General features: G+C 67.3%; 22 protein-coding genes. 7 read left to right on the forward strand and 15 right to left on the reverse strand.

What is annotated here, in order from left to right; genetic code table 11:
* Positions 1 to 45 precede the first annotated feature (45 nt).
* Together OH686_RS01965 and OH686_RS01970 are read right to left on the reverse strand one after the other, a co-directional pair.
* A complete protein-coding gene (locus OH686_RS01965; protein ID WP_289535941.1) occupies positions 46 to 651 on the reverse strand; it encodes an START domain-containing protein in 606 nt (201 codons plus the stop codon).
* A gap of 58 nt (positions 652 to 709) precedes the next feature.
* Positions 710 to 961 carry a YkgJ family cysteine cluster protein gene (locus OH686_RS01970; RefSeq protein ID WP_137972986.1) on the reverse strand — a complete coding sequence of 84 codons (252 nt, stop codon included), beginning with the start codon at positions 959 to 961 and terminating at the stop codon, positions 710 to 712.
* Positions 962 to 1,101: 140 nt separating this feature from the next.
* Between OH686_RS01970 and OH686_RS01975 the strand changes: the two genes are divergently transcribed.
* Positions 1,102 to 1,443, forward strand: coding sequence for a DMT family protein (locus tag OH686_RS01975; protein ID WP_289535942.1), 342 nt, complete (start codon positions 1,102 to 1,104; stop codon positions 1,441 to 1,443).
* A gap of 68 nt (positions 1,444 to 1,511) precedes the next feature.
* Here the strand turns inward: OH686_RS01975 and OH686_RS01980 are convergent, their stop codons facing one another.
* Positions 1,512 to 2,384, reverse strand: coding sequence for an NAD(P)-dependent oxidoreductase (locus OH686_RS01980; protein WP_137972984.1), 873 nt, complete (start codon positions 2,382 to 2,384; stop codon positions 1,512 to 1,514).
* Positions 2,385 to 2,530: 146 nt separating this feature from the next.
* Here OH686_RS01980 and OH686_RS01985 point away from each other — a divergent pair, with 146 nt between their 5' ends.
* The 3 genes from OH686_RS01985 to rhtA all read left to right on the forward strand — a co-directional run bounded on the left by OH686_RS01985 (position 2,531) and on the right by rhtA (position 4,361).
* Positions 2,531 to 3,073: a 3'-5' exonuclease gene (locus OH686_RS01985; protein WP_289535943.1), complete on the forward strand. Its 543-nt coding sequence runs from the start codon at positions 2,531 to 2,533 to the stop codon at positions 3,071 to 3,073.
* A gap of 67 nt (positions 3,074 to 3,140) precedes the next feature.
* Positions 3,141 to 3,422: a pyrimidine/purine nucleoside phosphorylase gene (ppnP, locus tag OH686_RS01990; protein WP_137972982.1), complete on the forward strand. Its 282-nt coding sequence runs from the start codon at positions 3,141 to 3,143 to the stop codon at positions 3,420 to 3,422.
* Between the two features lie 81 nt (positions 3,423 to 3,503).
* Positions 3,504 to 4,361 (forward strand): threonine/homoserine exporter RhtA, encoded by an 858-nt coding sequence (gene rhtA, locus OH686_RS01995; RefSeq protein ID WP_289535944.1) that lies wholly within the window; start codon positions 3,504 to 3,506, stop codon positions 4,359 to 4,361.
* Here rhtA and OH686_RS02000 read toward each other — a convergent pair whose 3' ends face one another.
* Genes OH686_RS02000 through OH686_RS02025 form a run of 6 tightly spaced genes read right to left on the reverse strand, consistent with a single transcriptional unit; the run spans position 4,362 to position 9,838 of the window.
* Complete coding sequence (locus tag OH686_RS02000) at positions 4,362 to 5,468, reverse strand: saccharopine dehydrogenase family protein (RefSeq protein WP_289535945.1); 1,107 nt, start codon at positions 5,466 to 5,468, stop codon at positions 4,362 to 4,364.
* A 10-nt stretch (positions 5,469 to 5,478) separates the two neighbouring features.
* Positions 5,479 to 7,245 (reverse strand): ABC transporter transmembrane domain-containing protein, encoded by a 1,767-nt coding sequence (locus OH686_RS02005; RefSeq protein ID WP_289535946.1) that lies wholly within the window; start codon positions 7,243 to 7,245, stop codon positions 5,479 to 5,481.
* On the reverse strand, positions 7,242 to 7,682 hold the full coding sequence (locus tag OH686_RS02010; protein WP_289535947.1) for a thiol-disulfide oxidoreductase DCC family protein: 441 nt from the start codon (positions 7,680 to 7,682) through the stop codon (positions 7,242 to 7,244). Before OH686_RS02010 ends, OH686_RS02005 begins: the two co-directional genes overlap by 4 nt.
* A gap of 55 nt (positions 7,683 to 7,737) precedes the next feature.
* Positions 7,738 to 8,310, reverse strand: a complete 573-nt coding sequence (locus tag OH686_RS02015; RefSeq protein ID WP_289535948.1) for a DUF1287 domain-containing protein — start codon at positions 8,308 to 8,310, stop codon at positions 7,738 to 7,740.
* A gap of 2 nt (positions 8,311 to 8,312) precedes the next feature.
* Positions 8,313 to 8,711, reverse strand: coding sequence for a GFA family protein (locus OH686_RS02020; protein WP_289535949.1), 399 nt, complete (start codon positions 8,709 to 8,711; stop codon positions 8,313 to 8,315).
* Positions 8,712 to 8,725: 14 nt separating this feature from the next.
* Positions 8,726 to 9,838: an ATP-NAD kinase family protein gene (locus tag OH686_RS02025; RefSeq protein WP_289535950.1), complete on the reverse strand. Its 1,113-nt coding sequence runs from the start codon at positions 9,836 to 9,838 to the stop codon at positions 8,726 to 8,728.
* 114 nt (positions 9,839 to 9,952) lie between these two features.
* On the opposite strand from OH686_RS02025, the gene OH686_RS02030 reads away from it, so the two are divergent.
* Positions 9,953 to 10,129, forward strand: coding sequence for a PA1571 family protein (locus tag OH686_RS02030; protein WP_289535951.1), 177 nt, complete (start codon positions 9,953 to 9,955; stop codon positions 10,127 to 10,129).
* Positions 10,130 to 10,178: 49 nt separating this feature from the next.
* Here the strand turns inward: OH686_RS02030 and pdxB are convergent, their stop codons facing one another.
* Positions 10,179 to 11,309: a 4-phosphoerythronate dehydrogenase PdxB gene (pdxB, locus tag OH686_RS02035; protein ID WP_289535952.1), complete on the reverse strand. Its 1,131-nt coding sequence runs from the start codon at positions 11,307 to 11,309 to the stop codon at positions 10,179 to 10,181.
* Between the two features lie 125 nt (positions 11,310 to 11,434).
* On the opposite strand from pdxB, the gene OH686_RS02040 reads away from it, so the two are divergent.
* Positions 11,435 to 12,841: an MATE family efflux transporter gene (locus tag OH686_RS02040; protein ID WP_289535953.1), complete on the forward strand. Its 1,407-nt coding sequence runs from the start codon at positions 11,435 to 11,437 to the stop codon at positions 12,839 to 12,841.
* On the opposite strand, the gene OH686_RS02045 is transcribed toward OH686_RS02040, so the two are convergent.
* From OH686_RS02045 to rlmM, 3 genes are all read right to left on the reverse strand, one after another.
* Positions 12,799 to 13,251, reverse strand: coding sequence for a gamma-glutamylcyclotransferase family protein (locus OH686_RS02045; RefSeq protein WP_289535954.1), 453 nt, complete (start codon positions 13,249 to 13,251; stop codon positions 12,799 to 12,801). The genes OH686_RS02040 and OH686_RS02045 overlap by 43 nt on opposite strands.
* 34 nt (positions 13,252 to 13,285) lie before the next feature.
* Positions 13,286 to 13,525 (reverse strand): sulfurtransferase TusA, encoded by a 240-nt coding sequence (gene tusA, locus OH686_RS02050; protein ID WP_137972969.1) that lies wholly within the window; start codon positions 13,523 to 13,525, stop codon positions 13,286 to 13,288.
* Between the two features lie 238 nt (positions 13,526 to 13,763).
* A complete protein-coding gene (rlmM, locus tag OH686_RS02060; RefSeq protein ID WP_289535955.1) occupies positions 13,764 to 14,813 on the reverse strand; it encodes a 23S rRNA (cytidine(2498)-2'-O)-methyltransferase RlmM in 1,050 nt (349 codons plus the stop codon).
* Between the two features lie 130 nt (positions 14,814 to 14,943).
* Between rlmM and acnA the strand changes: the two genes are divergently transcribed.
* Positions 14,944 to 17,685, forward strand: a complete 2,742-nt coding sequence (gene acnA, locus OH686_RS02065) for an aconitate hydratase AcnA (RefSeq protein WP_289535956.1) — start codon at positions 14,944 to 14,946, stop codon at positions 17,683 to 17,685.
* A 113-nt stretch (positions 17,686 to 17,798) separates the two neighbouring features.
* Here the strand turns inward: acnA and OH686_RS02070 are convergent, their stop codons facing one another.
* Positions 17,799 to 19,241, reverse strand: coding sequence for a mannose-1-phosphate guanylyltransferase/mannose-6-phosphate isomerase (locus OH686_RS02070; protein WP_289535957.1), 1,443 nt, complete (start codon positions 19,239 to 19,241; stop codon positions 17,799 to 17,801).
* A gap of 79 nt (positions 19,242 to 19,320) precedes the next feature.
* Entirely contained in the window at positions 19,321 to 20,430 is a 1,110-nt protein-coding gene (locus OH686_RS02075) for a mannuronate-specific alginate lyase (RefSeq protein WP_289535958.1), read from the reverse strand.
* Position 20,431: the final 1 nt, after the last annotated feature.

Consider the following 20,431-nt stretch of genomic DNA (forward strand, 5'->3'; position numbering starts at 1 on the left):
TTTCAACGCAGCATGGCCGACGATCAAGAGACTCGGGATAGGTTCTCAGCGCTTCTCGGCCAGGTTACGCAACCCCTTCAGGGTATTGAACGGCGCATCCACCACGAAACTGTTGGCCAGCCAGGACGGCACGCTGCCACCCGGCTCGGTGTGCACCTGGTAGATCACCTCGACCTTGCCGTCCTTGGGTACCAGGCTCCAGTAGCCCTGCAGGCTGGTGACCCGGGTGTGGTCCTGGTCGAGCGGGATGAACTTGGGCTGGCCGTCCATCTTGCGGGTCAGGCTGCCATCGGCGCCCTGCTCCGACACCACATGCAGCACCGAATCACGCGCCTCCACCGGCCACGGCATCTCGAAGCGGGTATAGACCCAGCTCTCGGCGCCCTCGTGCTTGAGCAGACTCTGCTCGGCGCAGGCGTGAATCCAGGCGCAGGAGCCCTTCACGTCTTCCTGCAGCTTGCGCAGGGTCGCCACATCGCTGGCGATGGTGGTCACGCCGCGATAGGCCTTGTACTTCGAGCCCGGCACCTCGCTCAGGTAGATCTTGATGCCGTCCTCGTCCTTGGCCAGCTGCCAGTCCTCGGCATGGGCCAGACCACTTGCCAGCAGGCTCAGACCACAGATGGCGGCCGCTCGACTCAATGCAATCATCATTGCTCCTTGGGATATTGACCCGTCGGCAGCGCCGCCGGGCCTGGGTTCGACTCGCTCAGGCGGTGGCTTGTTCCAGCCAGCCAATCAGGCGGATCGCCTCTTCGCGGCTGTCGCCACACACGTAGTCCGCGGCGGAAAAGGCCAAGCAGACATCCGGGCGCTCGGGGCTGCCGAAGATGGCGCAGAGGAACTCGGCGGTGAGGTGCAGGCAGCGCTCGCCCGCGGCCTTGCCCTGAGGCAGACCGGGAATCGGCGAACTGATGGAAGGTGCGATGCAGCAGGCACCGCAGCCGGCACGACATTCCATGAAGACCTCTCATGCGCAGAGCGGCGGCGATCTTAACGCCTGGGCGCCGTGCCTTCCATCCCCGCGCCTCGGTAACCGGGACTTGGCCAGCAGCCCGCAGCTATTTAGGCTTGCGGCTTTCCCCTCACGAGAACATCGCCATGCCGGTCTGGATGCAAACCGCAGCCTTGCTCACCCTGTCCAACATCTTCATGACCTTCGCCTGGTACGGCCACCTGAAGGCCATGAACAGCAAGCCCTGGCTGGTCGCGGCGCTGGTCAGCTGGGGCATCGCCCTGTTCGAGTACCTGATCATGGTGCCGGCCAACCGCATCGGCTACACCGAGATGTCGGTGGGCCAGCTAAAGATCATGCAAGAGGTCATCACCCTGGCGGTGTTCGTCCCCTTCAGCGTCTACGTGATGCAGCAGCCGCTGAAGCTTGACTACCTGTGGGCGGGCCTGTGCCTGCTCGGCGCGGTGTACTTTATCTTCCGCGCCTGAGGCCGGCAGCGACCCGGCATGGGCAATGACACCAGCAAGCCCGCCCGGGGCCGGGCGGGCGATGCGCCTCAGGGGCGCTGCTTGAGGCGGGCAATCAGGCTGGACGTATCCCAACGGCCGCCGCCCATGGCTTGCACATCGGAATAGAACTGATCGACCAGCGCCGTTACCGGCAGCTGAGCGCCGTTGCGGCGGGCCTCTTCCAGCAGGATCGACAGGTCCTTGCGCATCCAGTCCACGGCGAAGCCAAAGTCGAACTTGCCGGCCAGCATGGTCTGGTGGCGGTTCTCCAGTTGCCACGATTGGGCTGCGCCCTTGCTGATCACCTCCATCGCCGCATGGCCGTCGAGGCCGGCGCACTGGGCGAAATGCAAGGCCTCGGACAGCCCCTGGACCAGGCCGCCGATGCAAATCTGGTTGACCATTTTGGTTAGCTGGCCGCTGCCCACCGGGCCCATCAGCTTGATCATCTTGGCGTAGGCGTCGATCACCGGCTCGGCGCGCTTATAAAAAGCCTCCTCGCCGCCGACCATCACCGTCAGCATGCCGTTCTCGGCGCCGGCCTGGCCGCCGGACACCGGAGCATCGAGAAAGCCCAGGCCCTGCTCGGCGGCCACGGCCGCCAGCTCGCGGGCGACGTTGGCCGAAGCGGTGGTATGGTCGACCAGCACGCTACCGGCCGCCATGCCGGCGAAGGCGCCGTCCGGGCCGAGCAGCACGCTGCGCAGATCGTCATCGTTGCCGACGCAGGTCATCACGAACTCGGCGCCCTGGGCCGCCTCGCGCGGGGTCGGCGCCGATTCGCCGGCGAACTCGTCCTCCCACAGCTGCACCTTGGCCGGCGAGCGGTTGTACACGCAGACTTCGTGCCCTTCGCACGCCAGATGCCCGGCCATGGGAAAACCCATCACGCCCAGACCGATAAATGCCACCTTTGCCATGCACTACCTCCTCGCTAACTGGTGTCCAAGCATAGCCCGGATCGAGGGGCGGCCGGCCAACACAGCTGCATGGCAAAACTGTGCAAGCGCTTTGCCCGGCGCGCCGCGGCCAACCATACTGGCCCACACAACCAAGGAGGGAGCCTATGCGGCACTGGTTGATCATCGACCTGGAAGCCACTACCGAAGAAGGTGGCTGGCCACTGGAAGACATGGAAATCATCGAGATCGGCGCCAGCCTGGTAGCCCCCGACGGCCATGAGCTGGAGCACTTCCAGCGCTTCGTCCGCCCCTTGCGCCGCCCCGTTCTGACCACCTTCTGCCGCGAGCTGACCCATATCAGCCAGGCTCAGGTCGACGGCGCGTCGCCGCTGGGCCAGGTCTGGCCACAGTTCGAGCGCTGGCTGGAGCCCCACCTGCCACATCTGGCGGGCTGGGGCAGCTGGGGCGACTACGATCAGCGCCAGCTGCGCCTGGAGTGGCAGCGTCACGGACTGTGCAGCTGTCTGCAGGACATCCCGCATCACAACCTCAAGCAGAGCTTCGCCGACAGCCGCCAGCTCAAGCGCGCCGTGGGCCTGCAGGGCGCGCTGCAGCTGACCGGACTGCAGTTCCAGGGCCGCCAGCACCGGGCCCTGGAGGATGCGCGCAACACCGCCCGGCTGCTGCCGCTGATATTTGCCCCCTGAGGGCTGACTGAGACGGGCTGGTTGGGCATACTGGCGGGCCTTTTTTGACCCTTCCGAGGAGCCCGCCATGTTCAAGGTCAACGAATACTTCGACGGCACCGTTAAATCCATCGGCTTCGCCATGAGCGAAGGCCCGGCCACCATCGGCGTCATGGCTCCGGGCGAGTACGAGTTCGGCACCGCCCAGCTGGAAGTGATGCACGTGGTCGCCGGCGCCCTGACCGTCAAGCTGCCGGGCAGCGACAACTGGGAAACCTTCGAAGCCGGCAGCAAGTTCACCGTGCCGGGCAACAGCAAGTTCCAGCTGAAGGTCGCCGTGGACACCGCCTACCTCTGCGAATACCGCTGATCTAGGCTAGGTTGAAAGAACCGGCCCACGTGGCCGGTTTTTTATTGCCGCCCCGTTTATCGCACCTCCCCGGACAGCGCCATGCCCCGCTCCACCCTGCTTCTGCCCATCGCCCTGCTGGTGGTCGCCATGACCTCCATCCAGAGCGGTGCCTCCCTGGCCAAGAGCCTGTTTCCGCTGATCGGCCCCGAGGGCACCACCGCCCTGCGCCTGAGCCTGGCCGCGCTGATCCTGTGCATCGTCATGCGTCCCTGGCGCACCCGCCCCAACTTCGCAGCCTGGCGCTCGCTGCTCGGCTACGGCCTGTCGCTGGGGGCGATGAACCTGCTGTTCTACATGTCGCTGAAGAGCATTCCGCTGGGCATCGCCGTGGCCCTGGAATTCACCGGCCCGCTGGCCCTGGCGCTGTTCTCGTCACGCCGCCTGCTGGACTTCGTGTGGATCGCCCTGGCCGTGCTCGGCCTCTGGCTGCTGTTGCCCGACACCTCTGCCGCCGACCATCTCGACCTGCTGGGCATGGCCCTGGCCCTGGGCGCCGGCGTGTGCTGGGCGCTGTACATCCTGTTCGGGCAGAGGGCCGGTGCCGCCCACGGCGCGCAGACGGTGGCCTTCGGCACCATGGTTGCCGCGCTGCTGGTGTTCCCGGTGGGGCTCTGGCAGGTCGGCGGCGGCCTGTTCTCGCTGGACCTGCTGCCGGTAGCCCTGGCCGTGGCCGTGATGTCCTCGGCCCTGCCCTACAGCCTGGAGATGTTCGCCCTCACCCGCATGCCGGCGCGCACCTTCAGCGTGCTGATGAGCCTGGAGCCGGCCATCGCCGCCCTCTCCGGCCTGATCTTCCTCAGCGAGAACCTGAGCCCGGTGCAGTGGCTGGCGATCGGCGCCATCATCCTCGCCTCGACGGGCGCGGCGGCGACCATCAAGCCGCGCGCGCACGCCTGATCAGAGCTGACGCAGGCCGCTGCTGATCGCCAGCCCGTCCAGCTCCGCCAGGTACTCCTCCAGCGTCAGCAGACCCAGGCACGGCATGGCGCCACGGACCTCCAACGTGCCGGCGGCCAGCTTGCGGGCCAAAGCCACGGCGGCCATGCAGGGGATATTCGGGCCGTCGTTGTTCTCGGCCAGCAGCTCCCAGCACAGCGTCAGCGGCTGACCATTCTGGTCGAGACCGCTCAGGCGCACGAACATGCCACTGCGGCCGTCTCCGAAAGGCTCCACCGACACCGCACGGCGATGCAGGAAATGGGTCAGCGGCACCGCGCTGCGCAACAGGCCGGCGCGCACCAGCCAGGCCAGCGCCCAGGTGCCGAACTGGGTCAGGCGCAAGCCGACGCCAGCCGAGAAACGCACGCTGCGCACGCCCGGATAGCGGGCCGGGAACAGTTGCAGGTCGGGGATATCGCAGTTGGCCACCCAGCGCGCGCCTAGCGGCGCGGGGAAGTCGTGACGTGCCAGGTCCTGCCAGCCGAACACCTCGCGCCAGGCGCCGTCGCGCCATTGCTGGAAGGGCTTGCCGCAGTAGTCCAGCACCGCGGCCAGGGTCGAGGCGCCCGGCGTCTTCTCCGAAGAGCTGATGCCGTGCCAGATCTCATCCAGACGCGAGAAGCGCGGCAGCAGGCTGTCGATCACCCCGCCCGCCAGGGCCGGCACCGAGCTGGCGCCGCCACAGACCAGCACGCCGGCCGCCTGCGCCGCCGCATCCAGCTCGCCAATGTCGCAGACGAAGGCGCGGGCATCGGCCAGGTCCGCGTAGTGCAGGCCGGCCTCGATGGCGGCGCGAGCCACCTGGTAGTCCTGGCGCTGGAAAGGCCCGGCGGTGGAAATCAGCAGCTGCGCGTCCAGGGCGCGCAGGCGCTCGGCCAGGTCGGCGGCGTTCATGTCCAGCTGCAGCGCCTGGCTGCCGGTCTGCGCCGCCAGCGCCTCGGCCTTGGCCAGGTCGCGCCCGGCCACCCACACGCGCATGCCGGCGATAGCCGCCAGCTTGCGCACGATAACCTGGCCGAAATTGCCATAGCCGCCCAGCACCACCACGCCGAATTCCTTGTGCACCACCCTCTCCCTAACGACGCTCGGTATTGAACTGCAGCTGCGCCAGCCGTGCATACAGTGGATTGCTCGCCACCAGCTCGGCGTGGGTGCCGATGGCCTGCAGCCGGCCGCGGTCGACCACTGCGATGCGGTCGGCGTTCTGCACCGTGGCCAGGCGATGGGCGATGACCAGCGTGGTGCGCCCACGCATCAGTCCCGGCAGCGCCTGCTGGATCAGGTGTTCGCTCTCGGCATCCAGCGCGCTGGTGGCCTCGTCAAGCAGTAGGATCGGGGCATCGGTGAGCAGCGCGCGGGCAATCGCCAGGCGCTGACGCTGGCCGCCGGAAAGCCCTAGACCGGCCTCGCCCAGATGGGTCTGGTAACCCTGCGGCAGACGCTCGATGAACTCGTGGGCGTGAGCTGCGCGCGCCGCGGCCTCGACCTCGGCGGCGCTGGCATCCGGGCGCCCGTAGCGCAGGTTGTCCTCCACTGAGCCGAAGAACAGCGCCGGGTTCTGCGACACCAGGGCGAAGCAGCGGCGCAGGTCGGCCGGATCGAGGCGCTGGATCGGCACACCCTCGACCAGCACCTCGCCCTCCTGCGGATCGAAGAAACGCAGCAGCAGGTCGAACAGGGTCGACTTGCCCGCGCCCGACGGGCCGACCAGGGCCAGGGTCTCACCGGCGCGTACCGCCAGGTCGATGCCATCGATGGCCGGCTGTTCCGGCCGGGCAGGATAGAAGAAGCGCACGCCACGCAGCTCGACCTCGCCACTGACCCGTTGCGGCAATTGCAGCAGCCCTTCGCTCGGCGCGGTAATGGCGTTGCGCGTGCGCAGCAGCTCGGCGATGCGTTCGGCGGCGCCGGCGGCGCTCTGCAGCTCGCCGATCACCTCGCTGATGGCGCCGAAGGACATGCCGACGATCAGACTGTAGAACACGAAGGCCGCCAGGTCGCCGCCGCTGATGCGCCCGGCGATCACGTCCATGCCGCCGACCCAGAGCATGGCGCCCACGGCGCCTAGCACCAGCACGATGACCACGGTGATCAGCCAGGCACGCTGACGGATGCGCCTGCCGGCGGTTGCGAACGCGGCCTCCACCGTGCCGGCGAAGCGCTGGCGATCCTGGGCCTGGTGGTTGTAAGCCTGTACCGTCTTGATCTGGCCGAGGGTCTCGCCGATATAGCTGCCCACGTCGGCGACCCGGTCCTGGGTCTGCCGGGACAGCGCGCGCACGCGGCGGCCGAAGATCAGGATCGGCGCCACCACCAGCGGCAGCGAACAGACCACGATGGCGCTGAGCTTGGCATTGGTGACGAACAGCAGAATCACCCCGCCGATCAGCATGATGCCGTTGCGCAGGGCCATGGACAGCGACGAACCGATCACCGTCTGCAGCAGCGTGGTGTCGGCAGTCAGCCGCGACTGGATCTCCGAGGCGCGGTTGCTCTCGTAGAAGCCCGGGTGCAGGTCGATCAGGTGATCGAACACCTTGCGCCGGATATCGGCGACGAAGCGCTCGCCGATCCAGCTGACCAGGTAGAAACGGGTGAAGGTACCGATCGCCAGGGCCAGCACCAGCACGAAGAACAGCGCGATGGAGTGGTTCAGCGCACTCTGCGACTGGGTCGCCAGGCCCTGGTCCACCAGCAGGCGGATGCCCTGGCCCATCGACAGGGTGATGGCGGCGGTGAACATCAGCGCCGCCAGGGCGCCGACCAGGCGCCAGCGGTACGGCGCGACGAAGCGCCAGGCCATGCCCAGCGCCTGGCGCCGGTTATCCGAGAACAGGCTCATGAACGCGGCTCGGCGGAGTCGAGGAAGCGTTGCTGGTGATCCGCAGTGGGTAGCAGGCAACTGTCGTAGCGGCCGAACAGGCGGTAGCGGTTCAGCGCGATGCGGTCATAACACCAGTCGCGCAATACGCGCGGCAGGAAGCGCAGCACGGCCAGCAGGCTCCACGCCCCGGGCAGCTGGGCGACGATGCGCAGCACGGCGTCGGAGCGCACGAACAGCGTCTCGCCTTCCACGTAGGCCATGGTCTCGAAAGCGTCGGTAGGCAGACCGAACCAGGCCAGGATCGCCTGGCCCTCGGCCGACTGCACCGAGCACAGGCGGAAACGCCGCTGCTGGTCATGGCGGATCAGGAACTTCGCCCAGCCGTTGCACAGCCGGCATACACCGTCGAACAGCACGACGCGGTCGCCGGCCTGGATATGGGGTGGTAATGCCATCGAGACCTCCGGAAATCCTGCGACGGATGCTAACTCATTGCGCCCGGCGCTGGCCTCAGTCGGCGAAGCGATAGTGGCCGGTGATGGCGAAGCCGAACAGGATGTCCTCCTCCCGCGTGCCCCGGCCGATATTGTGCAGCACCAACGGCACGCCGGCCGGGCTGCTGCGGTCGGAGACGATGCCGATATGGGTCAGGCCGCGCCCCAGGTCCCAGGTGACGATATCGCCGGCGCGATAGTCCGCCGGTTTGTCGCTCACCTCAAGCGCCATGCCCTGGTGCTTGAACCAGGTCATCAGGTTGGGCACGCGGCGGTGGTCGATGTTGCGGTCGGTGCGCTTGAGTCCCCAGTTCTTCGGATACAGCGCGAAGTGCGCACGCATGTCCTCGTGCACGCTCTTCTGCAGGTCCAGGCCCTGCTCGCGCAGGGCACGGATCACCACGTCGGTGCATACGCCTGTGCTCGGCGGCACGTCGCCGCCGGGGTAGTCCAGTTGGCGGTAGACCGGGTCATAGCTCAGGGTCACGCCGACCTGGCTGCGCGCATCGAGCACCAGGCGTTGCGGATCGATGCCCGCGGCCCAGGCCGGGGCCAGCGCGAACAGCAGCAGAAGCAGGAGATGGCGCATGGTCATTCCTTGCGCTCGGCGTAGCGTGGCAGGTCGTCATCCAGCTCCCACCAGTTGGCCTTGGAGTCGGCGTATATATGCCAGCGCGGCCGGCTCGCCACCTCGCCCAGCAGACTGCCAGCGCGGATGCGCAGCATGCCCGGCAGCTTGCTGGTGCGACTGTAGATGGGCGAGCCGCAGCGCGAGCAGAACACCCGCTGCTTGCCTGGCGAAGACTCGAAGACCTGCAGGCGTTCGGCGCCGCTGAGCAGATGGAACGCTGCCTCGCTGACCGGGATATTGCTGGCAAACGGCGCACCCTGGGCGCGCCGGCACTGGCTGCAGTGGCACAGCTGGATGGGGGCAAGTTCACCCTCGATCCGATAGCGAATCTCGCCGCACAGGCAGCTTCCCTGATGCATGACCTTCTCCTGTTTCAACGCAATGGGTAGAGCAGTTCTTCCCTGTAACCCGCCCACACCCGCACGGCGTCGGGGAATGCCTCGTCCAGCGCCGGGTCGCCGCTGTCGACCAACAGCGGGCGCCCCTCCAGAGTGCCGAGCTTGCGCTTGGTGGCGATCACCCGCAGGTGGTCGAGGCCGATGGCGCGCATTACACGCGGGCTGATCTGCTGGTTGCCGCGGCCGATGATATGGCCCTGGCCGCCGATGGCGGTGACCAGCAGGCGCGCCGGATGACCGTCGATCAACTCGAACAGCTGCGCCTCGGTCACGTCGCGGGCGAGCACCGCGCCGTCCTCGATCACGTCCACGCCCAGCAGCGTGGTCTCCAGGCCGAGGTTCTGCGCCAGGCCGTGCAGGGTCGAGCCGGGGCCGAACACGTATCGCACGCCCTCTTCCCAGCTTTCCTGCAGCCAGTCGGCCAGGTCCACCAAGACCAACTCCTCGGATTCCATGCCGCCCTGTTTGACGTGCTGCATGAACTCGCCCTCCACTGGCACGCACATCTCGCCGTAGTGGCGCGCGCCCACCTTGCCCTCGCGCAGGGCCGCTTCATCTATATCGCGCACTTCGCCACTGGAGAGGCGCACCAGGCCGCCCTCGATCAGGCGCAGGGCCATCTGCCCGGCCGCGCGTGGGCTGATGGCATAGACCGCGGAATGGATCTTCACCCCGGCCGGGATGCCGAGTACCGGCTGGTCCTCGCGCACCGCGCTGCACACATCGCGTGCGGTGCCGTCGCCACCGGCGAACAGGATCAGCGCGCAACCGGCGTCCTGCAGGGCGCGCACCGCGGCCTGGGTATTTTCGGCCGTGGTCGGACCCTCGCCCAGGCTGCCCAGCACCCGGTGGTCGTAGCCCAGTTCATTCAGCAGATCGGCGCCCATGGCGCCGGGAAAGGTGACGAACTGCAGGCGCTCGGCCACCGGTCTCAGGCACTCCAGGGCGATGCGCGTGCGCTCCGCGGCACGCGGTTCGGCGCCACGGGCCAGGGCCTCGGCGGCCACGCCATCGCTGCCCTTGAGCGCCGCCGGTCCGCCGAGGCCGGCCAGCGGATTGATGATCAGGCCCAGATGGAAAACACTCATAACCACTCCAATCACGGCGCACCGTTGGGTGCCCCGAATAAACCTCTCGCGCCACTGTCACGGCGCCTTCATCTGCCCGTCCTAGACTTTCCACATAGTCCGGAGGAAACGGTCATGAAAGCGCAACAGCAGTCCCCGCAGTCCCAGACCAAACCCACCAACCCGCCGCAACCGCTGGGCGGCGCCATCATCGATGCCGAGGGTCGGGAGATTCCCATCACCGAGCAGATGATCCAGCAGGCCTGCCGCGAGCTGGACAAGGCCTGGCAAGCGCCGCGCCAGGCATCCTGAGGCGCATTCTGCCACGGCCGGGCGCCCTGTCAGCGCACCTGGCCCAGCCCTAGAGCAGCGTGCAGCCCAGCGCGCCAACCAGCGCCGCGAGGTGCGGCGCATCGCCCTCCAGACGCACCTGCAGGCCGTCGATCTCGCGACGATAGGGATAGTATTTGCGCAAGGCGTCGAAGGCCGCCTTGCGCTGTGCCACATCGCCGACCAGCGAGCGACGGAAATCGGCATCGTCCCGGCGCGGGTCGTATACCGCGCGACACAGGCTGGCCAGCGCCCAGTCGATGTCGGCGTCCTCGTGCAGGCCCAGCTCGGCGAGCCAGGGCGGCGGCAGCAGATCGCTCAGCTGTACCCGCTCCTCCAGGCCCATGGCCTTGCAATAGGCCTGGTAGATCTGCGCCGTGCCGCGCAGCTTGCCGTCCAGGCTGTAGCCGGCGATATGTGGCGTGGCGATCTGGCACAGCGCGGCCAGCTCCGGGTCGGCCAGCGGCTCGCCTTCCCACACGTCCAGGGCCACGCGCAGATCGGCGCCGCCCTGCAGGTGGGCCTTGAGCGCCGCGTTGTCCACCACCGGGCCGCGGCTGGCGTTGATCAGCCAGGCGCCAGGCTTGAGCGCGCGCAGCTGCTCTGCGGCAATCAGGTGACGGGTGCCGGCATCCAGCGGCGTGTGCAGGCTGACCACATCGCACTCGTGCAGAATGCTTTCCAGTTCGACGAAGTCGCCTCCCTCGGCCGCCTGGCGCGGCGGATCGCAGACCCGCACGTCCCAGCCCAGGCCGCGCAGTACTTCGACCAGGCGCCCGCCGACCTGGCCGGCACCGACCACGCCGTAGGTCAGCTCGGGCAGCTTGGCGCCGGTGCTTTCCGCCAGCGCCAGCAGGCAGCCGAGCACGTAGTCCACCACGCCGCGGGCATTGCAGCCGGGGGCGCTGGACCAGGCGATGCCGGCCTCGGCGAAGTAGTCCAGGTCCAGATGGTCGGTGCCGATGGTGCAGGTGCCGACGAAGCGCACCTTGCTACCTTCCAGCAAGGCGCGATCGACCCTGGTCACCGAGCGCACCAGCAGTACCTCGGCGTCGCCCAGCGCGGCGCGGTCGATGGCCCGGCCGGGATGGCGGCTGATCGGGCCGAAGGCGGCGAAGAACTCGTCGAGCAGCGGAATGTTTTCGTCGGCGACTATCTGCATGGGGCACTCCATTCACGAGCGCTCATTCTAGGCGCAGAGCGGCGCGCCGGGTAAGCCGCGCTTTCCTGACCCTCCAGACAGGGCTAGACTAGCGCGCCTCCCTGCTCCATCCCGCCGGACCATCCATGCACGCCCTCTCCCGCTCCGCCCGCACCCTGGCCGAAATCCGTGCCCTGTTGGCGTTGGCCACGCCGATCATTATCGCCCAGCTGGCGCATACCTCGATGGGCTTCGTCGACGCGGTGATGGCCGGCCGGGTCAGCGCGCGCGACCTGGCGGCGGTGGCCTTGGGCAACTCGTTGTGGGTGCCGGTGTTTCTGCTGATGAACGGCACCCTGCTGGCCACCACGGCCAAGGTGGCGCAGCGCTATGGCGCCGGCAAGCAGGAGGAGATCGGCCCGCTGGTGCGTCAGGCCCTGTGGCTGGCGCTGGCGGTGGGCCTGGGCTGCGCCACCCTGCTGTGGAACGCCGAACCGCTGCTGCACCTGATGGGCGTGGATGCCGAGCTCAGCGCCATGGCCATGGGTTATCTGCGCGGCATCGCCTGCGGCTTCCCGGCGGTGGCCCTGTACCACGTGCTGCGCTGCTGCAGCGACGGCATCGGCCATACCCGGCCGAGCATGTTCATCGGCATCGGCGGGCTGCTGCTGAACATCCCGCTCAACTACATCCTGATCTACGGCCACCTCGGCTTCCCGGCCATGGGCGGCGTCGGCTGCGGCTGGGCCAGCGGCGCGGTGATGTGGGGCATGCTGCTGGGCATGCTGTGGTGGGTGAACCATGCGCCGTACTACCAGCCGAGCCGGCTGTTCAAACATTTCGAATGGCCGCAGTGGGCGGTTATCCGCCGCCTGCTGAGCATCGGCGTGCCGATCGGCGTGGCGATCTTCGCCGAATCCAGCATCTTCTCGGTGATCGCCCTGCTGATCGGCGGCCTCGGCGCCACCGTGGTGGCCGGGCACCAGATCGCCCTGAACTTCAGCTCGATGATCTTCATGATCCCCTACTCCCTGGCCATGGCCGCCACGGTACGCGTCGGCCAGTCGCTGGGCCGTGGCACGCCGCGTGATGCGCGCTTCTCCGCTGGCGTGGCGATGGGCACGGCGCTGGCCTATGCCTGCCTGTCGGCGACCCTGGTCCTGTTGCTGCGCGAGCAGATCGCCGCCATCTACAGCCCGGACCCGACGGTGATCGCCATGGCCGCCACCCTGCTGGTGTACTCGGCGCTGTTCCAGTTCTCAGACGCCGTGCAGGTCACCGCCGCCGGCGCCCTGCGCGGTTACCAGGACACCCGGGCGACCATGCTGATCACCCTGTTCGCCTACTGGGGCATCGGCCTGCCGGTGGGTTACGCGCTGGGGCTCTCCGACTGGCTGGGCCAGCCATCCGGGCCCAGCGGCCTGTGGCAGGGTCTGGTGGTGGGGCTGACCTGCGCGGCCGTGCTGCTCGGCATCCGCCTGGCGCGCAGCGCGCGCCGGCGCATCCACGCTCAGTCGGCGAGCGCGACGGTGGCGGCTAGCGCCGCCCAGTAGTCGGCGGACAGCAGCTCGCGGCCGGCCAGCAGATGGGCCAGGTAGCCGCTGCTGGGCGCCAGACCTTCGCTGCGCCAGGCCGGGTTGGCGATGTAGATCCAGGCGGAGACGGCGCCGCGTTCGGTCTCGATGCGCATGCGTTCGCGGCTGTAGTAGATCGGCGTGCCTTCGAACACATCCAGCTTGAGAATCTCGCGCTCGTCGGCCAGGCGATAGAGCACGCCTTCCACCACGCCGCCGGCCTGGTGGCGGATGTTGGCGTAGGCCCGGCCGGGATTGTCGTGGGCGCGCTTGTTGAAGCTCAAGGCGTAGCCCGGCAACCGCGCCGCCATCATCTCCTCGACGACCAGGCCGCGCGCCTGCATGCGCGCGGGATTCATGTTGGAGCCATAGGCGAAGTAGTAATGCATGGCGGTAACTCTGGCCGCAGGAACGGCAGCGGGGTCAATCGAGCTTCTTGCGAATCCAGTACTGGTAGGTGCCGCCGTCCTCGCCCTGCTCCAGCAGCTCGTGGCCGAGGAACATGCAGAACTTGGGAATATCGCGCTTGGTCGAGGGATCGGTGGCCAGCACCTTGAGCAGGCCGCCGGCCGGCAGGTCGCGCACCTTGTTGTGCAGCATCATCACCGGCTCCGGGCAGTTGAGGCCGCAGGCGTCGAGAATGGCGTCGGGTTGCAGGGACATGGGCTACTCCGAAAAACTGGCGGCTATTGTGGCGTAAAGGTGGCAACGCGCCCAGCGCGGGAGGCCGAACGGTGGACGAACAGCACGACTGGTGCGTGAAACGCCTGGACGACAACGGCAACGAGTTCGTCGTCGCCACCGACTTGAACCGCGCAGAGGCCGAACGCCTGGCCAGGAGCGCCTAGCCGGGAGTACCAGGCCAGGGGCCACAAGCAGAGCTACTGGGCCTGCCGCCGGGTTACAGGCGACGCAGGTGGCAGGTGACTTCCTCGCGGTCGTGGTAGAGCTGCTTGCAGGCGACGGAGACCTTCAGCCGCCGTGCGGCGAAGGCCTCCTCCAGGCGCTGCAGCAGCTTGCATACCTCGGCGTAGCGCTGCTTCATCGGCAGCTTGAGGTTGACCACCGCCTCGCGGCAGTGGCCTCCGCCGATCCACTCCTCGACCATCGCCGTGGTGCGCGCCGGCTTCTCGACGATGTCGCAGACCATCCAGTCCACCGGCTGCTTGGGTTTCCAGGTGAAGCCGTCGACCATCAGGTGGGTGACCAGGCCGGTGTCCATCAGGCTCTCGGCCATGGGGCCGTTGTCGATGGCGGTGACCAGCATGCCGCGCTTGACCAGCTGGTAGGTCCAGCCGCCCGGCGCGGCGCCGAGGTCGACGCCGGTCATCTCGTCCGACAGCCGAGTCTCCCACTGCTCGCGCGGGATGAAGGTGTGCCAGGCCTCCTCCAGCTTGAGGGTCGAGCGGCTCGGCGCCTTGCGCGGGAACTTCAGGCGCGGGATGCCCATGGGCCAGAGCGCTTGGTTGTTGGCCTCGGCGATGCCGAGGAAGACCTCGCGACCGCTCTTGAAGGTCAGCAGCAGGCGCGGCTTACTCGGCTCGTCGACCAGCTTGCCGGCCTTCTCCAGCGCCTTGCGCAACGGGCCCTCGAACTTCTTGCAGAAGTTCGACAGCTCCTTGCCATCGTTGGTATCGAAGACCTCCAGCCACAGGCTGCCGCACAACGGATACCCGGCCAGCGCCTGCAGCAGCACGCTGATGCGATCGGTCTCCGGCAGCTGCAGGTAGCTGCCGCGCGCCCACTGGCGCGGGAAGATCAGCTTGCTGAAGCGCAGCGCGCGCATCAGGCGCTCGGCGCCCTGGGGCTCGCTGCAGACGAATTCGGCATGGGCGCTGCTGGGCTTGGACTTGGCGTAGCCGGCCACTTCCAGGCGCGCGGCGTGGTCGCTGATCTCGGCGCAGACCTCGCCCTCGAAGCCGGGGCGGCAGTGCAGTAGTAGAGTGTTCATCGGCGGTTCTCCTCAGGCCGCGCATGATAGCGGACTCGGGAACCCCAGGCGCGCCCGACCGGTCCAGTGCAGTGGCAGGAGCTGACCTGACGGTCTAGTTTCAGAGGTTCAACCGAGCAGGAGTCCCACCATGCCCTCCCTGGATAGTTTGAATTGCCGCCGTGACCTGCAGGTAGGCGCCAAGACCTACCGCTACTACAGCCTGCCGGAGGCCGCCAAGCGCCTCGGCGATATTCAACGTCTGCCCATGTCGCTCAAGGTGCTGCTGGAGAACCTGCTGCGCTTCGAGGACAACGTCACCGTCAGCGCCCGCGATATCCAGGCCATGGTCGACTGGCTCGCTCAGCGCCGCTCCGATCACGAGATCCAGTACCGCCCCGCGCGGGTATTGATGCAGGACTTCACCGGCGTGCCGGCGGTGGTCGACCTGGCCGCTATGCGCGCGGCCATGGCCGCCGCCGGTGGCAATCCACAGAAGATCAATCCGCTGTCGCCGGTGGACCTGGTGATCGACCACTCCGTGATGGTCGACAAGTACGCCTCGCCTACCGCCTTCGGCCAGAACGTCGACATCGAGATGCAGCGCAACGGCGAGCGCTACGCCTTCCTGCGCTGGGGCCAGAACGCCTTCGCCAACTTCAGCGTGGTACCGCCAGGCACCGGCATCTGCCACCAGGTCAATCTGGAATACCTGGCCCGCACCGTGTGGACCAAGGACGAGGACGGCGCCACCTACGCCTTCCCCGACACCCTGGTGGGCACCGACTCGCACACCACCATGATCAACGGCCTCGGCGTGCTCGGCTGGGGCGTGGGCGGCATCGAGGCCGAGGCGGCCATGCTCGGCCAGCCGGTGTCGATGCTGATCCCCGAGGTGATCGGCTTCAAGCTCAGCGGCAAGCTGCGCGAGGGCATCACCGCCACCGACCTGGTGCTGACCGTCACCCAGATGCTGCGCAAGAAGGGCGTGGTCGGCAAATTCGTCGAATTCTACGGCGACGGCCTGGCCGACCTGCCCCTGGCGGACCGCGCCACCATCGCCAACATGGCCCCGGAATACGGCGCCACCTGCGGCTTCTTCCCGGTGGACGACATCACCCTCGGCTACCTGCGCCTGTCCGGGCGCCCCGAGGAGGTGGTGCAACTGGTCGAGGCCTACGCCAAGACCCAGGGCCTGTGGCGCCAGCCCGGCCACGAGCCGCTGTTCAGCGACAGCCTGGAGCTGGACCTGGGCAGCGTCGAGGCCAGCCTGGCCGGGCCCAAACGCCCGCAGGACCGGGTCGCGCTGCCGGACGTGCCGGCCGCCTTCGAGGACTTCCTCGGCGTGCAGCTGAAACCGCCGGCCAAGGAGGAAGGCCGCTTGCTCAGCGAGGGTGGCGGTGGCGTGGCGGTGGGCAATGCCGACCAGGTCGGCGAAGTCGACTATGCCGACCAGGGCCAGACCTACCGGCTGAAGACCGGCGCCGTGGTGATCGCCGCCATCACCTCCTGCACCAACACCTCCAACCCCAGCGTGATGATGGCCGCCGGCCTGGTGGCGAAGAAGGCGGTGGAGAAAGGCCTGAGCCGCCGTCCCTGGGTGAAGAGCTCGCTGGCGCCCGGCTCCAAGGTGGTCACCGAATACTTCAAGGCCGCCGGCCTGACACCCTATCTCGACCAGTTGGGCTTCGACCTGGTTGGCTACGGCTGCACCACCTGCATCGGCAACTCCGGCCCGCTGCTGGAGCCGATCGAACAGGCGATCCAACAGGCCGACCTGACGGTGGCCTCGGTGCTGTCTGGCAACCGCAACTTCGAGGGCCGCGTGCACCCGCTGGTCAAGGCCAACTGGCTGGCCTCGCCGCCGCTGGTGGTGGCCTACGCCCTGGCCGGCAACGTGCGCATCGATCTCAGCCGCGAACCGCTGGGCAACGGCAAGGATGGCCAGCCGGTGTACCTGCGCGACATCTGGCCGAGCCAGCGGGAGATCGCCGAGGCCATCGCCAAGGTCGATACCGCCATGTTCCGCAAGGAGTATGCAGAGGTGTTCGCCGGCGACGCCCAGTGGCAGGCCATCGCCGTGCCGCAGGCGGCCACCTACGAGTGGCAGGCCGATTCCACCTACATCCAGCACCCGCCGTTCTTCCAGGACATCGCCGGCGACCCGCCGCATGTAGGCGACATCCATGGCGCGCGCATCCTCGCCCTGCTCGGCGACTCGGTGACCACCGACCACATCTCTCCCGCCGGCAACATCAAGAAGGACAGCCCGGCCGGGCGCTACCTGAGCGAAAACGGCGTGGCGCCGGTGGACTTCAACTCCTACGGCTCGCGGCGCGGCAACCACGAGGTGATGATGCGCGGCACCTTCGCCAATATCCGCATCCGCAACGAGATGCTCGGCGGCGAGGAAGGCGGCAACACCCTGCACCTGCCCGACGGCGAGAAGCTGGCGATCTACGACGCGGCCATGCGCTACCAGGCCGAGGGCGTGCCACTGGTAATCTTCGCCGGCAAGGAGTACGGCACCGGCTCATCCCGCGACTGGGCGGCCAAGGGCACCAACCTGCTCGGGGTGAAGGCGGTGATCGCCGAGAGCTTCGAACGCATCCACCGCTCCAACCTGGTCGGCATGGGCGTGCTGCCGCTGCAGTTCAAGGCTGGCCAGGATCGCAAGAGCCTGGGCCTCACCGGCCGTGAGAAGGTCAGCATCGGCGGCCTCGATGGCGTCGAGCTACGCCCGCAGATGACCCTGGCCCTGGATATCCAGCGCGAGGATGGCAGCCATCAGGAAGTCGAGGTGCTGTGCCGCATCGACACGCAGAACGAGGTGGAGTACTTCAAGGCCGGCGGCATTCTGCATTACGTGCTGCGCCAGCTGCTGAAGACGTGAGGTTGGTGGCGGGCTGTTGGTGGGCTGCCCGCTTCGCGGGCGAGGCCACCCTACGATAGACCGAAACGAAAAAGGGGCGGCCAAACGGCCGCCCCTTTGGTTTTCCAGCGGATCTAACCGACCGTTTCGGTCTTGACCGGGGTGCGGCCGTAGACGTCTTCCAGGCGCTCGATATCGTCTTCGCCGAGATAGCTGCCCGACTGCACCTCGATGATCTCCAGCGGGATCTTGCCGGGGTTGGCCAGGCGGTGCACCGAGGCGATCGGGATGTAGGTGGACTGGTTCTCGGTGAGCAGGAACACCTTGTCGTCGCAGGTCACCTGGGCGGTGCCGGACACCACGATCCAATGCTCGGCACGGTGGTGGTGCATCTGCAGCGACAGCTGCGCGCCCGGCTTGACGGTGATGTGCTTGACCTGGTGGCGGTTGCCGTTGTCCACCGAGTCGTAGCTGCCCCATGGGCGATATACCGCGCAGTGGCTCTGGGTCTCCTGGCGGTTCTGCGCGTCCAGCACGTTGACCAGTTTCTTGACGTCCTGCACGGCGTTCTTGTGGGCGATCATCACCGCGTCCTTGGTTTCGACCACCACCACGTCGTCCATGCCGATCAGGGTCACCAGCTTGGAGGTGCTGTGCACGAAGCTGTTGTGGCTGCTGTGGGTGACCACATCGCCCTTGAGCACGTTGCCGTCACTGTCCTTCTCGTGCACGTCCCACAGCGAGGACCAGCTGCCCACGTCGTTCCAGCCGGCGGCCAGGGGTACCACACAGGCACGGCTGGTCTTCTCCATCACCGCGTAGTCGATGGAGTTGTCCGGGCAGCACTCGAAGGTGCCGGCATCGATGGTCACCACGCCGGCGTTGACCTTGCTGCGCTCCAGGGCCAGCACACAGGTGTCGTAGATGTCCGGCTCGTGGGCGCGCAGCTCGTCCAGGTAGCGGCTGGCGCGGAACAGGAACATGCCGCTGTTCCAGTAGTAGCCGCCGCTGCGCACGAACTCGGCGGCACGCACCGCGTCGGGTTTCTCGACGAACTGCATGACCCGGTAGGCACCCGGGATCAGGTCGTCGCCGTCCTCGCTGCGGCCCGCCTTGATGTAGCCGAAGCCGGTTTCCGGGCTGTTGGCGGGAATGCCGAACAGCACCATCTCGCCTTCCTCGGCGGCGATGCGCGCCAGCTCCAGGGCCTTGCGCAGCGCCAGCTCGTCGCTGATCACGTGGTCAGCCGGGAGGATCAGCATCAGCTCGTCACGCCCTTCGGCGATCAGCTGCAGGGCGGCCATGGCCACCGCCGGCGCGGTATTGCGGCCGAATGGCTCGAGCAGCATGCCCTGGGTGCTCACGCCGATCTTGCCGAGCTGCTCGTTGACGATGAAACGGTGCTCGAGGTTGCACACCACCATCGGTTTCTGCATGCCGTCGAAGCTCAGGCGCTGCAGGGTTTGCTGGAACAGGGAAAGCTCGCCGGTCAGGGCGAGGAACTGCTTGGGGTACATCTTGCGGGACAAGGGCCAAAGGCGTGAACCGCTACCACCAGAAAGAATTACCGGAATCATTGGTTTGTCTCCATTTATATCCATTCAAATCTGAGCCATCCCGCGCCGAACCGGTGTGGGGTGAACGTCAGGACTAACCTCAAGGCAGTTGCCCGGAAAATAGCTGGGTGAGGTCCCCGCCAAGCCGATAAGTGCTCAGCGGCTCTATGGAACGACGCCACGCGTCCGTGCTCTCCGAGCACGAATACAGCGCGCAGTACGGTTCCAGCCAGGCGAAGCGGTTATTGCTCCGCAGATCCTCCAATGTCTGCGGATAACCGGTTTTCTCTTGAAATATTCCTGGATCCTGCAAGCCCGCCTGCATGCGCAGCGCCAGACGCTGAAGGGCTCCATCGTTTTCCTGGCGCAGATCCAAGTTATTGGCCTGAGAGAAGGCCGCAATCATCATCAGCGGGCCCATGCTGTAGTTGTGGTAAGCCAGCGCACGGGTCTGACGGGACAGCTCCAACGGCAGGTAGCCGTCGTCATCCACTTGCCGCATGCCATGTCGATACTGCTCAACGGCCCAATCGAAGAGATCGCGCCGGTCGAGGACCACTGCGGTGGCCATCACTGACCAGGCGGCCCAGTACTGGTGGTTGTTGCGCCGATCCATGGGCTGGGCATCCCAGTCCTTCACCACCTGATCGGCCAGCTGGCCCAGCCACTTCTCGATGGACGCAGACTGCTCGGCGTAGCCCTTGAGCGGCTGAGAGCGGGAAAACTGCAAGCGCAGGTAGGCGCCGGCAATGCTTCCCAGCGCCCATTTGCGAACCGACTTACCGGTATGGTTGTAGTTCTCGCTAAGCAACGCCCCGGCTTCGGCCCAGCTGTCCAGCCAGGTGACGGCGCACTCGGCATAGGCCTGCTGGCCGCTGTCGAAGTAGCGCTCGACCAGGCGATTGGTGCCGCCCTCGAGCTCGCGCACGTCATCGGTCAGGCGCTCATAGCTGGCGGCCGCCACAGGGTTGAGCTTGTCGCGGGCCGCATCGGAGCCGCTGTACTTGCTCGGGAAGTGCAGGTCACCGGTATAGGGGGTGGGCACAGGCGGACAACTGGGCTCCTTGCCCCTCGGCGCCGCGGCACTTTTGAAGTAACCCTCCGGCGGCACCAGCGCCGCCTTGCTGTCCCAGAAGCAGCCGCTCGCTAGCAGCGTCGCCAAAGCCAGCGCACCACGCAATGCCATCGTCGTCAGCCGAACCACACTCATG

This window comes from Pseudomonas sp. SO81 (assembly GCF_030374125.1).
GTDB lineage: Bacteria > Pseudomonadota > Gammaproteobacteria > Pseudomonadales > Pseudomonadaceae > Aquipseudomonas.

What these genes read in the sequence shown, in the direction of transcription:
- acnA (WP_289535956.1), top strand. Translation starts at nt 14,944, where the DNA reads ATGCCCTCCCTGGATAGTTTGAATTGCCGCCGTGACCTGCAGGTAGGC.
- tusA (WP_137972969.1), bottom strand. Translation starts at nt 13,525, where the DNA reads ATGTCCCTGCAACCCGACGCCATTCTCGACGCCTGCGGCCTCAACTGC.
- rhtA (WP_289535944.1), top strand. Translation starts at nt 3,504, where the DNA reads ATGCCCCGCTCCACCCTGCTTCTGCCCATCGCCCTGCTGGTGGTCGCC.
- pdxB (WP_289535952.1), bottom strand. Translation starts at nt 11,309, where the DNA reads ATGCAGATAGTCGCCGACGAAAACATTCCGCTGCTCGACGAGTTCTTC.
- rlmM (WP_289535955.1), bottom strand. Translation starts at nt 14,813, where the DNA reads ATGAACACTCTACTACTGCACTGCCGCCCCGGCTTCGAGGGCGAGGTC.
- OH686_RS02005 (WP_289535946.1), bottom strand. Translation starts at nt 7,245, where the DNA reads ATGAGCCTGTTCTCGGATAACCGGCGCCAGGCGCTGGGCATGGCCTGG.
- OH686_RS02010 (WP_289535947.1), bottom strand. Translation starts at nt 7,682, where the DNA reads ATGGCATTACCACCCCATATCCAGGCCGGCGACCGCGTCGTGCTGTTC.
- OH686_RS01975 (WP_289535942.1), top strand. Translation starts at nt 1,102, where the DNA reads ATGCCGGTCTGGATGCAAACCGCAGCCTTGCTCACCCTGTCCAACATC.
- ppnP (WP_137972982.1), top strand. Translation starts at nt 3,141, where the DNA reads ATGTTCAAGGTCAACGAATACTTCGACGGCACCGTTAAATCCATCGGC.
- OH686_RS02025 (WP_289535950.1), bottom strand. Translation starts at nt 9,838, where the DNA reads ATGAGTGTTTTCCATCTGGGCCTGATCATCAATCCGCTGGCCGGCCTC.
- OH686_RS01965 (WP_289535941.1), bottom strand. Translation starts at nt 651, where the DNA reads ATGATTGCATTGAGTCGAGCGGCCGCCATCTGTGGTCTGAGCCTGCTG.
- OH686_RS02030 (WP_289535951.1), top strand. Translation starts at nt 9,953, where the DNA reads ATGAAAGCGCAACAGCAGTCCCCGCAGTCCCAGACCAAACCCACCAAC.
- OH686_RS02075 (WP_289535958.1), bottom strand. Translation starts at nt 20,430, where the DNA reads ATGAGTGTGGTTCGGCTGACGACGATGGCATTGCGTGGTGCGCTGGCT.
- OH686_RS02015 (WP_289535948.1), bottom strand. Translation starts at nt 8,310, where the DNA reads ATGCGCCATCTCCTGCTTCTGCTGCTGTTCGCGCTGGCCCCGGCCTGG.
- OH686_RS02070 (WP_289535957.1), bottom strand. Translation starts at nt 19,241, where the DNA reads ATGATTCCGGTAATTCTTTCTGGTGGTAGCGGTTCACGCCTTTGGCCC.
- OH686_RS01970 (WP_137972986.1), bottom strand. Translation starts at nt 961, where the DNA reads ATGGAATGTCGTGCCGGCTGCGGTGCCTGCTGCATCGCACCTTCCATC.
- OH686_RS02040 (WP_289535953.1), top strand. Translation starts at nt 11,435, where the DNA reads ATGCACGCCCTCTCCCGCTCCGCCCGCACCCTGGCCGAAATCCGTGCC.
- OH686_RS02020 (WP_289535949.1), bottom strand. Translation starts at nt 8,711, where the DNA reads ATGCATCAGGGAAGCTGCCTGTGCGGCGAGATTCGCTATCGGATCGAG.
- OH686_RS02045 (WP_289535954.1), bottom strand. Translation starts at nt 13,251, where the DNA reads ATGCATTACTACTTCGCCTATGGCTCCAACATGAATCCCGCGCGCATG.
- OH686_RS01985 (WP_289535943.1), top strand. Translation starts at nt 2,531, where the DNA reads ATGCGGCACTGGTTGATCATCGACCTGGAAGCCACTACCGAAGAAGGT.
- OH686_RS01980 (WP_137972984.1), bottom strand. Translation starts at nt 2,384, where the DNA reads ATGGCAAAGGTGGCATTTATCGGTCTGGGCGTGATGGGTTTTCCCATG.